General features: G+C 40.9%; 13 protein-coding genes and 1 tRNA gene. 11 read left to right on the top strand and 3 right to left on the bottom strand.

Annotated elements, in window-relative coordinates; genetic code table 11:
* Nucleotides 1–75 precede the first annotated feature (75 nt).
* Nucleotides 76–1935 carry a (E)-4-hydroxy-3-methylbut-2-enyl-diphosphate synthase gene (gene ispG, locus WFY05_RS07455; RefSeq protein WP_340112145.1) on the bottom strand — a complete coding sequence of 620 codons (1860 nt, stop codon included), beginning with the start codon at nt 1933–1935 and terminating at the stop codon, nt 76–78.
* 91 nt (nt 1936–2026) lie between these two features.
* On the opposite strand from ispG, the gene gldA reads away from it, so the two are divergent.
* The 10 genes from gldA (at nt 2027) to WFY05_RS07405 (ending at nt 13667) form a co-directional block, all read left to right on the top strand.
* Nucleotides 2027–2941, top strand: a complete 915-nt coding sequence (gene gldA, locus WFY05_RS07450) for a gliding motility-associated ABC transporter ATP-binding subunit GldA (protein WP_340112144.1) — start codon at nt 2027–2029, stop codon at nt 2939–2941.
* Between the two features lie 10 nt (nt 2942–2951).
* Complete coding sequence (locus WFY05_RS07445) at nt 2952–3959, top strand: glycosyltransferase family 2 protein (RefSeq protein WP_340112143.1); 1008 nt, start codon at nt 2952–2954, stop codon at nt 3957–3959.
* A gap of 112 nt (nt 3960–4071) precedes the next feature.
* The gene (locus tag WFY05_RS07440; protein WP_340112142.1) at nt 4072–5862 is read left to right on the top strand and encodes a sensor histidine kinase; all 1791 of its coding nucleotides are present in this window, start codon (nt 4072–4074) and stop codon (nt 5860–5862) included.
* A 2-nt stretch (nt 5863–5864) separates the two neighbouring features.
* Nucleotides 5865–6635 carry a LytR/AlgR family response regulator transcription factor gene (locus tag WFY05_RS07435; protein ID WP_340112141.1) on the top strand — a complete coding sequence of 257 codons (771 nt, stop codon included), beginning with the start codon at nt 5865–5867 and terminating at the stop codon, nt 6633–6635.
* A 407-nt stretch (nt 6636–7042) separates the two neighbouring features.
* Nucleotides 7043–8296: a methionine adenosyltransferase gene (gene metK / locus WFY05_RS07430; protein ID WP_340112140.1), complete on the top strand. Its 1254-nt coding sequence runs from the start codon at nt 7043–7045 to the stop codon at nt 8294–8296.
* Nucleotides 8297–8568: 272 nt separating this feature from the next.
* Complete coding sequence (locus WFY05_RS07425) at nt 8569–9678, top strand: universal stress protein (protein ID WP_340112139.1); 1110 nt, start codon at nt 8569–8571, stop codon at nt 9676–9678.
* Between the two features lie 118 nt (nt 9679–9796).
* Nucleotides 9797–9869: transfer RNA gene (locus WFY05_RS07420), tRNA-Met, on the top strand.
* A gap of 100 nt (nt 9870–9969) precedes the next feature.
* Nucleotides 9970–10203 (top strand): GDCCVxC domain-containing (seleno)protein, encoded by a 234-nt coding sequence (locus tag WFY05_RS07415; RefSeq protein ID WP_340112138.1) that lies wholly within the window; start codon nt 9970–9972, stop codon nt 10201–10203.
* Nucleotides 10204–10292: 89 nt separating this feature from the next.
* A complete protein-coding gene (locus tag WFY05_RS07410; RefSeq protein ID WP_340112137.1) occupies nt 10293–10901 on the top strand; it encodes a hypothetical protein in 609 nt (202 codons plus the stop codon).
* Nucleotides 10902–10994: 93 nt separating this feature from the next.
* Nucleotides 10995–13667: a WD40/YVTN/BNR-like repeat-containing protein gene (locus tag WFY05_RS07405; protein ID WP_340112136.1), complete on the top strand. Its 2673-nt coding sequence runs from the start codon at nt 10995–10997 to the stop codon at nt 13665–13667.
* Nucleotides 13668–13778: 111 nt separating this feature from the next.
* On the opposite strand, the gene WFY05_RS07400 is transcribed toward WFY05_RS07405, so the two are convergent.
* Nucleotides 13779–14522: an outer membrane beta-barrel protein gene (locus WFY05_RS07400; RefSeq protein ID WP_340112135.1), complete on the bottom strand. Its 744-nt coding sequence runs from the start codon at nt 14520–14522 to the stop codon at nt 13779–13781.
* Nucleotides 14523–14527: 5 nt separating this feature from the next.
* On the bottom strand, nt 14528–16120 hold the full coding sequence (locus WFY05_RS07395; RefSeq protein WP_340112134.1) for a hypothetical protein: 1593 nt from the start codon (nt 16118–16120) through the stop codon (nt 14528–14530).
* Between the two features lie 111 nt (nt 16121–16231).
* On the opposite strand from WFY05_RS07395, the gene WFY05_RS07390 reads away from it, so the two are divergent.
* Nucleotides 16232–16465: a hypothetical protein gene (locus WFY05_RS07390; RefSeq protein ID WP_340112133.1), complete on the top strand. Its 234-nt coding sequence runs from the start codon at nt 16232–16234 to the stop codon at nt 16463–16465.
* Nucleotides 16466–16476 lie beyond the last annotated feature (11 nt).

The following is a 16476-nucleotide window of genomic DNA, read 5'->3' as shown; positions in this document are numbered from 1 at the left end:
CGAGGTGTAAATAAAGAAAAAGGAAGTATACATTTTGTAACTTCCTTGTTCCTATATTTCGAGAAATTTTTTGTTCTAATCTTCAGGATCTTTCCAGTCGCCGTTTTCGCGAATCAGTTGTTCCAGTTCCTCCACGGCATTTTCGTAAGGAATTTGTCGCTTAACCGGTTTAAGACCTTTGTAAAGGTTTACCTTTTGGTTACCGGCTCCCACAAAACCGTAATCCACGTCGCCCATTTCACCAGGTCCGTTTACAACACATCCCATAACACCAATCTTAAGATGATCGAGGTGTTTGAAATGCGCCTTTACTTTAAGCGTAGTCTCCTGCAAGTCGAATAATGTACGACCACAACCGGGGCAGGAAATAAATTCGGTTTTTGTAACCCTCATCCTGCTGGCCTGAAGAATACCGAAACTCAGGTCTTTCAGTTCAGTAAAGGTGATATTTTCGCTATCGTTCGACAAGCAAATTCCATCGCCATAACCATCAATGAGCAAACCGCCAATATCGGCCGATGCTTTTATGCGAAGATCATCAGGGTTGCTTTCGTTGTATTTTCGATACAGGATAACCGGAACTTTCCAGATGTGTGTTTCCAGAGCCATAAAGAAAGCGCGTAATTCGGCCATCGGGTTGGCATTGTAACTTTCCAGAATCAACACTGTTTTCCGGGTCTGTTTCAGTTTCATAATAATCTCGGGATGCATATCCATGAAGCGGTCGAATTCCGCCTTGTTGGTACGGATAAATTTCATCCTTCCCCAGCGTGTACTTTCAAACAAGTATTCTTCCAGTGTAATCACCGGGTATTCTTCGCCTTCAATATCCAGTATTTTATTTCCCGAAAGGAAATATTCGGGAACAAGTTTACCGCGGATCGGAATCATTTCGCGCAAACTGCGGTCGCCAAGATCGGCGATAACCACCGGCAACTGCTTGCCTCCCATATTCAGCACCGGACGGGTGCTGCGTCGCTCATATTCAAACGGATTTGTTTGAGCGATCATCGGAGCCGTAATGGGTTCGTGGTTCTGGTACGTTTTAAAATGATCGACCAGTTTGGTAGCCACCGGTATTTCGTTCATTGGACTTTCGGTAAGCGAAATCCGAACCGTATCCCCAATTCCGTCGGCCAGGAGTGCTCCAACTCCAACCGCCGATTTTAAACGTCCGTCTTCACCTTCACCAGCTTCGGTAACTCCCAAGTGAATCGGGAACTGCATGTCTTCCAAACGCATTTTAAAGTTCAGCAGACGAACCGTGTAAACCATCACACGCGTGTTACTCGACTTAATGGAAACCACCACATTGGTGAAATTCTCCTTTTTACAAATGCGCAGGAATTCGAGTACCGATTCTGAAATTCCGGCCGGTGTATCGCCAAAACGGCTCATTACCCGATCGGATAAAGATCCGTGATTGGCACCAACGCGTAATGCTGTATTCGTCTCTTTCAACAATCGCAAAAACGGAACAAACTGTTTCTCGATGTTATCGAGTTCAGCTTTATATTCGTCGTCGGTATATATCTTATTTTTGAACTGGGCACGCTTATCGTAGAAATTGCCGGGATTAATACGCACTTTCGAAACAACCTGAGCTGCCAGTTCTGCCAGTTTCGGATTAAAATGAATATCGGCAACCAGCGGTGTTGTGTACCCTCGTTCCACCAGATTCTTTTTAATCGTTTTCAGGCTTTCTGCATCGCTCATGCTTTTCACCGTAACGCGCACGTAATCGGCTCCTGCCTTTACCACACTGATAATTTGTTCAACAGTTGCGTCAGCGTCAGCGGTATCCGTATCCGTCATGGTTTGAATACGAATGGGATTGTTCCCGCCCACCGGCACGTTTCCGATCATGACCTCGGAGGTCTTTTGCCTTTGGTATTTGGTTAGGTCTTTAATGTAGTTGAAATGCCGATCCTTCATTAACTAAGTCTGTTTAACTGCAATGCAAATTTAGCTTAATGCTTCTAAAATAAAAAGATTCATCTATTTTTGTTTCACACGTATTACACGCATGAGTATACAAACAAGCAATATCAGCAAATTGTTTGGGAAACAGCGGGCTCTGGATCAGGTGAGCATTTCCGTTAACAATGGCGAACTCGTTGGCTTTCTGGGGCCTAATGGTGCCGGAAAATCTACATTGATGAAAATTATCACCGGATTTTTGCGCCCCGATGAAGGCGAGTTGTTTGTCAACGGTAAAAAAATTACATCGGACAACCTTGAATACAAAAAGGATATTGGTTACCTGCCCGAACATAATCCCCTATATCCTGACCTCTATATTAAAGAGTACCTCGAAATAAGTGCCGGTTTTTATGGTCTGAAAAACGTAAAAAAACGGGTAGCTGAAATGGTGGAACTTACCGGTCTTGGCATCGAACAACATAAAAAGATCCGGGCACTTTCGAAGGGATACCGGCAGCGTGTGGGACTGGCACAGGCGCTTATTCACGATCCGTCGATCCTTATTCTTGATGAACCCACAACCGGGCTCGATCCCAACCAGTTGGAAGAGATCCGGAAACTAATACGCGAGATCAGTCGCGAAAAAACCGTTATCCTGTCGTCGCACATTATGCAGGAAGTGGAGGCTGTTTGCAACCGGGTGATCATTATCAACCGCGGTAAAATTGTGGCTGACGGCGGTATTGCAGAAGTAAAATCAGGCAACCTGGGGCAAAAGCAAGTTGTGTTTGCCGAATTTAAAGAAAGCGTTTCAAAAGAACAATTGCTGGCCATCGGCGGAATTGACAGCGCCTCTCTTTCAGGAAACATTTGGGAACTGGAAGCCGCAACTGCTGTTGACATTCGTCCGGCAGTTTATTCTTTTGCCATCGAAAATAAGCTAATCCTGCTTACCCTGGTGCAAAAACAGCAGAACCTGGAAAACGTTTTCCACCAGCTGACGCAACAACAGAATTGAGATTTGAGTGATGAGTAGTGAGACAAATCCCAAAGTGTCGGTCATTCTCCCTTTCTACAATGCTGAAACAACTTTGAAAGCTGCAGTAGAAAGCATCTTAAATCAAACTTTTCGCGATTTTGAATTGCAGCTGATCAATAACAATTCCACGGATTCAAGTCAGCAAATAGCAGAAGAACTTGCTCAAACCGATGCACGAGTTCGTTTGCACAATGAAACAAAACCCGGAGTTGCCAACGCCATGAATTGCGGCATAGGTTATGCACGTGGTGAGTTGATTGCACGAATGGATGCCGATGATATTGCCTATCCTGAGCGCCTTTCTAAACAATACGAATTCCTGCAAAATAATCCGGAGATTTGCTTTTTGGGAACAGAAGTGAAATATGTTCCTCATCAGAAAAATACCGCCGGATTCAGACGCTTTGTAAAATGGGTCAACTCTTTTCATTCGCATCAGGAAATTGAAATGAACCGTTTTATTGAAATCCCAATTGTAAATCCGACTATCTTGTTTCGTCGTGAGTTGTATGACAAGTACGGTGGTTGTCTCGATGGCGATTTCCCTGAAGATTACGAAATGCAGTTACGCTACCTCGATGCCGGAGTAAAAATGGCCAAACTGCCAGAACCACTGCTCGAATGGCACGACTATTCAACACGATTAACCAGAACCGATGAACGCTACTCGACCGAAGCTTTTTTTAAAACCAAGGCAACTTATTTCAGAAAATGGTCGGAACAAAACAATCCTTTCCATCCCAGAACATGGATTTGGGGAGCCGGAAGAAAAACACGGCAACGTACTGTTTTTCTTGAACAGGAAGGATTAAAAATTGAAGGCCGGATTGATATCAAAGCATCCAAATCTGATACACTTTTTTATAAAGACATTCCGGTGCCCGGCAAACTATTTATTGTTTCGATGGTGACCAACACAGGCGCCGGAGAAAAAATCAGGGAGTTTTTGGTTGAACGCAATTACGAAGAAGGCAAGGATTTTATTTTGATGGGATAGCACACCATGCCAATAAATGCAGAATATTCCCTAAATTCAGCACTTCATCGGAAAAAGCTGAATTACCATATGATAACACTGTTTCTTTAAGCCAAAATAAAAACCAAAAATTATGAAACAGTTGTTATTCTTCCTGATCATATTCTTGTTCACATCACACTCATTTCAGGTACAGGCCCGAAATAATTATGACGAAACCACCTGGAATACAATACGGGAAAGGCTATTTGATGGAACGAATTCACGAGCTTATCGTTTTACCGAAGATATCAGAATCAAACTGGATGGGAACGTAACTCTAGAAGACTCCTCAATTGTAAAAGGTATTGTAATAGAATTGAGTAAACTAATCGAAACCGTTGAAGTAAAGCTAGTTCAGACTGATGCTAACTTTGTTATCAACATAAACAACCCAGAAAACGGGTTCTACACTCGAATGAGTTTCTCTCCCAAGAACGAAATAACACATATCGAAACAACCATTAATAAAGAAGACAATTATTACCAGAACGAGAAGCATAAGTTTTTCCAATACACCATAATTACAAAACTCACAAAAACATTCACTCCAAGGTATGCCTCAACAAAATACTTCGGATTCTTTGACACTTCTTCTTTTGAAGAGGCTAAACGCTTCACAGAAATAGACCAAAACCTCCTGCAAAAACTTTATTCTAAAAATTTTTATAGAGACCTAAAACGTAACACAGTCAAAAAATATGGCTTTCTGTATTATTTAAACATAAGGTTTGAAGGCTGGATTAAAAAATTTTCTATAATAATTACAATTGTTTTAATCATTATCTTAATTCTTTTAATGCTGGCCTATCCATCTATTTCTACAAAAAATGGGCTGTGGAATTATTCAAAACGAGAACTAATCTTTTTAATTGGCATCGCAATAATCTATTGGTTTTATACCTTGCCTAATTCCATTCCGTTTTTTCAATTTGCAAAAGGGTACTATTACTTTTTCGCCAACTTTGTCGAAGTGATCATTTATGGGATTCCTGTTTTAGTCCTGATTTATTATACCGACCGATTGTTATTAAACAGAATAAATAATTTCTATCAACAGCAAATTTTTGTATTCATATCAACATTTTTATTGATCGCTCTATCTTACTGGTTAATCTCGATTCCATTTGCTTATTTAAATTCAAAATCCAGTGGCCAAACCTTTAACCTGTTAGACCACTTAGTACTAACCAAACTTTTGGATATTGCAATTATAGCCATTTTGAGAGTGCTTTATAATATTATCAATTATCGCATCCAAAGCATGGTCAACCAAAAAGACGTTGAAATTGCTAAAATGAAAGAGCTGAAAAACCAGGCCGAGTTAAATGCACTTCATTCACGAATCAATCCACACTTTTTATACAATTCGTTGAATTCAATTGCCAGCCTGGCTCATATCGACGCCGATAAAACCGAAAACATGGCCACCGGACTTTCCGAGCTTTTCCGATACTCGATCAACAAGGAAAACAAAACCTTTGTTACAGTTGCCGAGGAGCTGGAAATGGTAAAGAAATATCTTGAAATTGAAAAAACACGTTTTGGCGACCGGCTAAGCTTCGAGATAAGTACAGATGAAGGTTCAATGGAAAAACAAATTCCAAAGTTTATGATTCAACCGCTGGTAGAAAATGCCATTAAACACGGGCTTTCGAAAATAAAAGGCACCGGTAAAATTCGAGTTCAAATAGAACGGGAAGAAAAAGATCTGTCCATCGCAATTTTTGACAATGGCCCCGATTTTCCTGAAGAACCGGTTAGCGGTTACGGCTTGCAAAATCTATATGACAAACTGGACATAATTTATCAGAACAAGGCCAGTATTAATTGGGAGAACGGAGACAATAAACACGTGAGAATAACCTTGAAAAATCAATTTTAACGATGACTGGCAAGCAAGCTTATAAAACAATTATTGTTGACGACGAACCCCTGGCCCGGTTGCGGTTGAAAACTCTAATCTCGGAATATCCCGAAAAATTTGAAGTGATTGGCGAGGCTGAAAATGGCGAGGAAGCGATTGAAAAGATCAACCACCAACACCCTGATTTTATTTTTCTGGATATTCAAATGCCGGAAATCAATGGATTTGATGTGCTCAAAAAAATCAACTACCTGCCTAAAATAATTTTCTGCACCGCTTTCGACGAGTTTGCGCTGCAAGCGTTCGACACCAACTGCATCGATTATTTAGTGAAGCCCCTCACAAAAGAGCGCTTTGCCAAAACCATTGAAAAGATCGATCAGTTTAACGACTCTGAAACAACCATCAATATTGAAAGGCTGGTTGAACAATTCAACCGCGAATACAAAAAGAACGATGCGACCTCGATTCCGGTTAAGGTTGGCGACAAAGTAATTTTTATACGACTCGATGAGGTTTCGTATTTCCAGGCCGATGAAAAATATGTTTCGGTGCTTACCAAGCATTCAAAATCATATACTCTGGATTCGAGTTTGAAACGATTGGAAATAAAATTACCTGATTATTTTATCCGGGTACACAAGTCGTACCTCATCAACAAAAATTTGCTAAAAGAAATCAGAAAGCATTTCAACAACCGTTTCGTAATAATTCTCGACGATTACAATCAAAGCAAAATAACCAGCGGAAGAAGTTTTTATGCCGAAATAAAGTCAATGTTTGAGTTATAATATAAAACTGATAAACACGACTAAAACCTTTTAAACAAAGTCTATCCAAAATAAATTCAAATAACTCCTTTTTTATTCAAAATAAAGCTATTACATTTGCCCTCGCTACGTGGAAAGATTTGAGATTGATTGCAACCACAGAAAAAAATGCTAAAGCAATCGTGCTTTATTTTCAATTTGCAATCCATTGTTCCCGCAGTATAAATTTAGTGTTGAATTAGAGTTTTTCCGGCTCGTCATTCTGTCCGTCAATTACCGGATCAGAAACTGAGAACCTGAATCCGTCAAATGAGGGACAGGTTGGCGTCAAAGCCAGACAAAGCTCAACAAAATTTGAGGGAAATGAAATGAGTCCCGTAAGGGACGAATTCCATCTTATACCTTTAAAAATTAAAAGTTTTAATAAGATGAACTATTTATTTACAAGTGAATCGGTTTCCGAAGGACATCCTGATAAGGTTGCCGATCAGATTTCGGATGCTTTGCTCGACCAGTTTCTGGCTTTTGATGCCAACTCGAAAGTGGCTATCGAAACGCTGGTAACTACAGGACAGGTAGTTGTTGCCGGCGAGGTAAAATCGCAAACTTATGTCGATGTACAGGAAGTTGCGCGTAAAGTAATTAACGACATTGGCTACACCAAAGCGGCTTACCGTTTCGATGGCGATTCGTGTGGTGTTTTGACAGCCATTCACGAACAAAGCGACGACATCAACCGCGGTGTCGACAAGGTAGACAAAGACGATCAGGGTGCCGGCGACCAGGGAATGATGTTTGGTTATGCCTGCAAAGATACCGACAATTACATGCCGCTGTCGCTGGAATTATCGCACCTCATTTTACACGAGCTTGCAATCATCCGTCGCGAACAGAAAGACATGACTTACCTGCGTCCCGATTCAAAATCGCAAGTAACCATCGAGTACAACGATGCAAATGAACCTGTAAAAGTGCACACCATCGTGGTTTCAACTCAACACGACGAGTTCGATGCCGACGAACCCATGCTGGCTAAAATCAAAGAAGATGTAATCAATATTCTTATTCCAAGAGTAAAAGCCAAACTTCCCGAACGTGTTCAGGCCTTGTTTGGCGACGATATTATTTACCACGTAAATCCCACCGGTAAATTTGTGATTGGCGGGCCACATGGCGATACCGGACTTACCGGAAGAAAAATTATTGTAGATACTTACGGAGGTCGTGGTGCTCATGGCGGTGGCGCTTTCTCGGGAAAAGATCCATCGAAAGTAGACCGCTCGGCAGCTTATGCTTCTCGCCACATTGCCAAAAATCTGGTGGCTGCCGGAGTAGCCGACGAAGTACTTGTTCAGCTGGCCTATGCCATTGGAGTTGCAGAGCCCGTGGGTGTTTTTGTGAATACCTATGGTCGTTCGAATGTACAATTGTCGGATGCTGAAATTGCCGAAAAAGTTAAAAGTATTTTCGACCTGCGTCCTTCAGCTATCGAAAAACGCTTGTCGTTACGGAATCCAATCTATCTAGAATCAGCTGCTTACGGGCACATGGGGAGAACACCTCGTACTGTTACCAAAGCATTTGAATCGCCATATTTTGGAAAAGTTGAAGTAGAAGTAGAGTTATTTACCTGGGAAAAACTTAATTTTGTCGACCAGATTAAAGAAACTTTCGGACTATAGTTCCGAGGGTAAGTGTTAATAATACGCTTCGGGCGGTCTGTCAGCTGACAGACCGCCTTTTTTGTAAACGTCAATCTCATACAAAATAAAATACTCGCGCTACTCGATCTGTAATGGGTTAACTAAGTCAATTCCTTTTCTTATTATATCCATAATCACAGTTTTGAGGTTTTCACAAAATCATAAATCTTTTTTTGAACTTTTATGTAACATAAATCTTGTGAAATTCGAATAACTTAAAACGAACTATGTTGCAAAAAAAACTAAAAGTCATGGAAGAGAAACTTGTCACACTTGTGGTTCTGCCTTACTCAAAAGCGCATATATTTAAAATACAGCTCGAAGACAAAGGCATTGATTGTGAACTGGAATATGTCAACCTGATCCAGGGCGATACATCAGCAACTGTCAGGTTTAAAATTCTGGAGAAAGACATCCAGAAAGCCGTTCACGAACTGGAGATCTTTTTAGGACACAAAAAGGAGGCTGAAGAAGAGCCTGATGAGGACCGGGCAAAACAAATTCTGGTCCCGATCGATTTTTCAGACGCTTCTTTAAGAGCCGCTAAAACTGCCGTTGCAATTGCAGCGCATGTGGATTCCGAGATACTTTTTATGCACAGCTTTATCAATCCGGTAATTCACAGTATTCCGTACAGCGATATTTATGCATTCGATTCATCGGCACTGTTCAAAATTGAACACGCCGAAGAAAATGCCAACAAGGATTTTAAAGCATTCATTAATAAATTAATTGGCGAGGTTGGCGAGAAAAGCTGGAACGCACTCCAAACCAACTACATCATTAAATCGGGCTATGCCGAAGAAGATATCCTGGCCTATTCGCGGAAAAATTTTCCACGCCTGATTGTTGTTGGCAGCGGTGGCGAAGATTATCCACACGGTATTGTGGGAAGTGTTACAGCCGATATTATGTACAATTCCAATGTGCCGGTACTGGTCATTCCAAAAGACACGCCGGATAAAAAAATTGCAGAGATTTCGAATGTTTTGTACGCCACTGATTTTGATGAAAAAGATTTTGTGGCCATCGATAAACTGCTCGATCTTCTCGAACCCTTTGATATTAAACTTACCTGTGCGCATGTTGGCGAACCACATCGTAACAGTTGGGATCTTGCACGCCTTGAAGGAATGAAAGAACTGCTTCACAAAAAATACGAAAACAAGAATTTTACCTGTATGCTCCTTGAAGGCAACGAGGTGCTGGATACCATAGAATCCTACATCAAAAATGCCGACATCGATTTGCTGTCGCTAACTACGCACAAGAGAAATATGATCGCACGGCTATTTAATCCGAGCATTGCACGAAAAATGGTATTCCACAGCAATACACCGCTCCTGGTATTCCATGCATAGGCAAAAGGCAAGTTTTGAAAATAGATAGAGATTCAAGCATGAAGTTTTGCTGTTTATAAAAAAGCTATTATATTTGCACCCGCGTTCACAGGAAATTTCGACAGAAATAAAGATATATTGCGGGATGGAGCAGTTGGTAGCTCGTTGGGCTCATAACCCAAAGGTCGTAGGTTCAAGTCCTGCTCCCGCTACTAAGAAGCCGGTTTTAAGCCGGCTTTTTTATTTTCGGCTAATTCTAATTTATATTGTACCCTTTGGCAATTATCACTTCTATTTAAAACAAGTTTAATCATGGATTCTTTCGATTTTCAGCAATTAAAACCCGTTGTACTTAAATCCGTAATAACCTGTCCGAAATGTGGATTTCAAAAAGAGGAAGTGATGCCCGAAGATGCCTGTTGTTTTTTCTACGAATGCACAAACTGCCATACAATTTTAAAACCAAAGAAAGGCGATTGTTGCGTGTATTGTTCCTTCGGTACAGTTCCTTGCCCTCCAATTCAGCAAGGGAAAAGCTGTTGCTGAAACAATCATTATTTGCTGCTTAAAGTCATCCCCGCTGTTGCATTCTGCTAATAACTACCTATATTTAACTCCGAACTTACAAGTACATCATGAAGGAACTTATCTTTCTGGCCATTGCTTCAATTTTCACCAATTTAGCAGTCGCCCAACGTGTTGAAGTTACTCCAACTTTCGGTTATACTTTTAGTGGTACAGTTGAAGGTTATTATAGCAATTACGATCTGCAAAACGATTTGCTCTACGGTTTAAAACTGGATGTTGAATTCATCGATTTAACCTATTTCGAACTGAGTTACCGACGAAACGACCCTACACTGGAATACTGGAGCAGTTCAATGGACCACGCGGAAACCAACACGGGAACAGCTCATTATATGGCCGGAGTACTAAGGGAATTGAACGCTAATAAAATTAGTCCATACGGACTTATCAATCTGGGATTAAGCCGCTACTGGGATAAAGGCGACTCAGATTTCAGAAAATGGTTTTTCTCCACCGAATTTGCGCTGGGAACAAAAATCTTTTTAACCGATAATATTGGGCTACGGTTTCAGGCATCGGTAACCACTCCCTGGGATTTTAATGGCGGTGGAATTTACTGGGGCATTGGAGGAGGAGGAAGTGCAAATTTAACTTTTGGTGTTCCGATTGCTCACTGGGACTTATCGGGAGGTGTAATAATCAACCTTCCAAATTAAGCCAGAAACGATTTTGTAATTAATAAACATTCTTCCCCCGCTGACTGAGTCAACATATTTTCCCATTTTTGTATGTAACTACAATCAAACAATATGAAACAATTACTCAGCATTGCCGGCACTGTCATTTTCATTTCCCTGTTTCTTTTAACGGCTTCAGGTCAGAAAAATCAAACTGATAAATATGAGGCTTTCAAGTACCGAAACCTGGGTGCTTACCGGGCCGGTGCCTGGGTAGGATCGCTGGCCGTTCCGGAAAATCCGGGAGAAAAGCATAAATACACCTGGTATGTTGGTGCCCGTGCCGGAGGAATCTGGAAAACAGTGAACAACGGAACAACATTCAAATGCATTTCTGATACTTTTGGCACTTCATCGATTGGAGATATGGCAGTAGCACCTTCCAATCCTGAGATCATCTGGGCCGGAACAGGTGAAGCTTTTAATGCTCGTTCGTCGTATTACGGAAACGGAATCTGGAAATCGACTGATGCGGGAAAAAGCTGGGAAAATATGGGGCTTCACGACTCTCACCACATTGCTAAAGTTGTCATTCATCCAACCAATCCTGAAATTGTCTGGGTGGCTTCAATGGGCCATCTTTTTTCGAAAAATGAAGAACGTGGTGTGTTAAAAACCACTAATGGTGGAAAAACCTGGAAAAAGGTTCTTTACATTGACGATACAACCGGGGTCATTGATCTGGTTATTAATCATTCCGATCCAACAATTTTATATGCAGCCACCTACGAAAAAACACGCACCGCCTGGACTTTTGATCCGGGAGGCGAAAAAAGCCGCATTTATAAATCGACTGATGGCGGAGAAACGTGGAATGTTGTTCAGGGCGGATTGCCGGAAGGTCCACTTGGAAGAATTGGCCTGGATATCCAGCGATCGAATCCCGATGTTTTGGTGGCTGTTGTTCAAAATCTGAATGTAAAACCCAACGTCGATCCAAATGCCGAAACTGCTTTTGATGAATTTACCGATCATTCTTTCGATAACTTAGTCGGTGGCGAAGTTTACATCAGCAAAGATGCAGGCGAAAGCTGGAATCGAATTAATGATCCGGAAACCAACGATGTAAGCGGGAAAGCGGCATACAGCTTTAACCGTATTGCGATTGATCCACTGGATGCCGATAAAATTTACATAATCGGCGATGCCATGCATTACACCCTCGATGGCGGAAAAACCTGGCCCGGCTGGCGCGAACAAAAACTGTTTCAGACAAATTTTGGTGACAACCGTATTTTCTGGATCGATCCAAAAGATCCGCGTCACATGATGCTTGGATCCGACGGAGGCGTTTATTCTACTTTTGATGGCGGTCTGAATATGAACCACTACTATCATCTTCCGCTCGGCGAAATGTACACTGTTGAGGCGGACATGGAAACACCTTACAATATTTACATTGGGTTGCAGGATCACGAAACATGGAAAGCTCCCTCGAACGGATGGTCGGGGCAGATTACACCTGCCGATTGGGTAATAACCGGAATGTGGGATGGTATGTACACCAAAGTAGATCCCGAAGACAATAAAAATATTTATGCCACCACTCAGTTTGGTTCTCACCTTCGAATCGATCAATCGATTGGTGAACGTAAATCAATTGTTCCGGTTCCTGAAGACACAACTGAGCATTACCGCTACACCTGGACAACACCTCTGGCCATTTCGCCACATAACAGCGCTATTGTTTACACCGGTGCACAAAAAGTGTTGCGCTCGCTCGACCGTGGCGAAAACTGGGAAGAGCTCAGTCCTGACCTCACGAGCAACGATCCCGATAAAATACATGGTAAAGGACATATTCAATATTGCACCATCACCACGCTGGACGAATCGCCGGTGAAAGCCGGGGTGATTTGGGTGGGCACCGATGACGGCCACGTTCAACTTACCACCGATTTTGGGCACAACTGGAAAGATCTTACACCAAATCTTAACAGGTCCGGAGCTCCGGATTCGATGTGGGTTAGCAAAGTATTTCCCTCAAATTATGACGCGGCCACGGCTTACATCTCGAAATGTGGTTTTACTGATGACGTTATGGAAGCCCACATTTATGTGACACACGATTTTGGTAAAACCTGGAAGAAAATTACAAACGGATTGCCAAACTCACCGGTGAATGTAGTAATTGAAGACTGTAAAAATCCGGCACTGCTTTTTGCCGGAAATGATCTGGGTATTTATGTTTCAACCGATGCCGGTGAAAACTGGCTGCCATTTCAGGCGAACATGCCAAATGTTGTGGTTCGCGATTTGCTGATCCATCCGCGCGAAAACGATTTGATTGCAGGAACTTACGGACGTGCTGCCTGGATAACCAACATTACTCCCTTGCAACAGCTCACTCCTGAAATTGAAGAGAAGGAACTTCACCTGTTTGATATTGCACCCAAACCACAGCTGAATTATTCGCAACAGGCTACCTGGGGAAATTACCACATGATGGGAAGCAACTACCTGAACTCGCCTAACGAGCCCAATGGATTGGAAATATGGTACATGCAGGGCAAACAACTTAAGGGAGAAACAAGCATTAGTATTAAAGACAAAAATGGTGAAGTTGTTTATGATGAAGTCTTACCTTCAAATGCCGGCATAAATAAAATTTACTGGAATACCCGCCGCGCTGAACCTGGAGAATACACCGTCACATTAAAGAACGGTAGTTTATCAGAAAGTAAAAAAGGCATTGTGCAGAAAAGATGGATCTGGCCGGTGTTAAATTATTCAGGGAAAAAATAAAAACCGTTGCTGATCAGTCCTAAATAACTATTGGAACATGCAAAACAATGTTCAATGTAACGACGTGGAGTTAATACATTACTATGCTATACAAAAAGAAATTAATAGAATTTATTTTCCCAGGTTTTTGGCAGCCAGTTCATCAGTAATAAATGGTAAACTCAAATGGAATGAAAAATAGCCCATGCGGTTCACATCAGAACTTAATTTGTCGTTGAAAATGTCGGCCAAGCCATAATAATATCTGGCATGCACAAATATCCCTCTGCCTTTCATCGCTTTTCCAAGCATATAACAAATATCGGCAACCGGTCCGTAATCTACTTTATTTACAAATGACTTGAAATCTTCCTTAAATTCACCTTGCTCTCCGCTAAATGTTGCACTTGCATCTCGTAAAAAAGAGACTTGCGGTCCCAGGCTGTATCTGAATTTTCCGTTATTGGTTTGATAAGAAAACAATATAGGAATTTCATTGTATCTGATGTACAAAGTTGCAGGGACATTCATGAATTCAGCATCAAGTCCGGGCGTGCCCGTATCCAAAGAATAGGTTTTGAATCGTACATTTCGAATACTAAAGAAATAAATCTGGGGGCTGAAATACCAGTTTTGCGATAGTTGAAGATTGGCACCAATCCCAAAATTTATTCCCATCCTGGAACGCTTTGTATCAGGTATATTTGAATAATGAGCAAAAAAACCACCTGCTTCCATGCTAATATTAAATTTTTCGGAAGCAACCTGGTCACCAAAAAGCAAAGCCACAATGGCCGCCTGACCTTTAACCTGTCGTGTAGGTAATAAAATAGATGTTAAGCACAGAAACAAGACCAAAAATAATTGCTTTTTCATTTTCATTATAGTTTCAATCCTGCCAAACGTAATCCTTCGAAGATATGATTTATTAATGAATCTTCCTTCACATAACGGCTGATAAGTTCTCGTGCTTTCTTTTCAAAATCGGGTTTAAGCTCTATTAATTGTTCGATATTTTTGTTAGCCTCAGCCAGCTGGTCAAGCTGACCCAAAACAGCTGCGCGAAGCATGGGTGCCCAGAAAATTGTTGAAACATTGTATTTATTAGCTTCTTTCAGTGCCTTTTCATATTCTTTTTTACGGTAGTAATAAAGCATGGTTGCTCCATGAAAATAAAGTGGATAGGCAATATTTTTATGCATCAGTTCATCGAGCAATACTTTCCCCTGTTCCCATTGGCCAAAAAGTGAAAGGAATAAGGCAAGTGAACCGGTTCGCAGGGAACTGTGCTCATAATGGGCCAGACAACTTTCCGCTAAATGCAAGAATCTTTCCCTCTCGTTATATACAAAATATTTAAACAAACGCACTGTTTGCACAATTGCACTGTTTGGAGACAGCTTTATTGCCTTTTCCGATAATTCACCCAACAATTCAAATGACTTTATTGCATCCGGAAAATCGAGCATATAGTGGTTGCCATATAAACTCGCGAGCAATGCAATGGCAATTCCCGATTCCGGGTCATTTTCAACTGCACGGGTAAGGGAATTAAATGCATCACGATAGGATTCGGGTGTTTGATGCACCTCGAAATAATAAAATTTGAGTACCGCACTGTAAGTATCAAAATTTTTGAAATCCCGACTATAGGTATCAACGGTTAACTGATGCAATAAAACTCCATATTCGCTGCAAAGTAAATTCGCTATTTCCCTGGATACAGATTCCTGAATCTCAAAAATATTCTCAAGATTTAACTCACGGGTATAACTTTCAGCCCAGATTTGTTTATCAATAGACAGATCAGTTAGTCGTGCCAGAATCTTTATATGGTTTCCTGCCTGGTTTAATGCTCCTTCAAGAATAAATCTTACACCTCTTTTATTAGCCAGTTTTTTTAGACTTGTTGTCGTTTTGTTTTCTTTTGAAAATACATTAAAGTTGTAGACCGAGATATCTTCATATTTTGTTAAAGCAACAGATAATTCTTCTGTAATTCCACGGACAAAATATTCCATAGAACTGTCCGTAGTCAGGTCTTTAAAAGGCAAGATGGCTAATTTAGGTTCGCTGCTATAAGATTTTATTGCTTCAGTTCCCTTTTCATCCTCTTGTTTTTGTTCTTTTAATCCTATGGTTGGAATATATCCGCCTTTTGGAATCTCAATTATGATTTGGTCTTCTTTGCCTTCTTTCAAATAATACAAATCCAGCATTCTGCGTAAGCGCCCTGCATGTATTCGAACCAGTGCGTCCTGGCTCGGATCGAAATCTTCATTTCGCCCGAATACATCTACCCCAATGGAATAGCCTTTTAGTTTTTCTTCGCGGCCGGCTAAATACTCCGAAACAACATACGAAAGAAACTTAGACAATAAATCTTTAGTGCAGAAGTCACTACTTGAGCAAATCTTCTCAATCTGCTTTATAATTAAGCTGTCTTCAATTAGTTGAGTTTTAATGCTTTTCATTTGAACCCCTGGTTATCTTTCCGTTTAACCGTAAAATACGGTTATAAACTTCTAATTGCCAATAATTTACCTTAACTTTTTTTAAAAACCAATAAAATCAACTTATAATTTATGTCTGCCGATCTTTATAATGAACTTATGACAGAATTCCCAAGCTCTAAACGAAAGATCAAACAACTACTTAATTCTGATGAAAACTTTCAGGAAATAGTGGAAGACTACCTGTTTTGTAAACGGGAACTTGAAAAGTTATCCGCAACTAAATCTGTTGATATAACTACGAAATATGCTCAAACGCTTCAGGATTTAAAAGAAGAATTAATTGCACGACTGGAACAAATTTAACATAAATAATA

This window comes from Maribellus mangrovi (genome assembly GCF_037646455.1).
In the GTDB taxonomy this organism is placed as follows: domain Bacteria; phylum Bacteroidota; class Bacteroidia; order Bacteroidales; family Prolixibacteraceae; genus Draconibacterium; species Draconibacterium mangrovi_A.
This window is presented reverse-complemented; position numbering and strand designations above follow the sequence as displayed.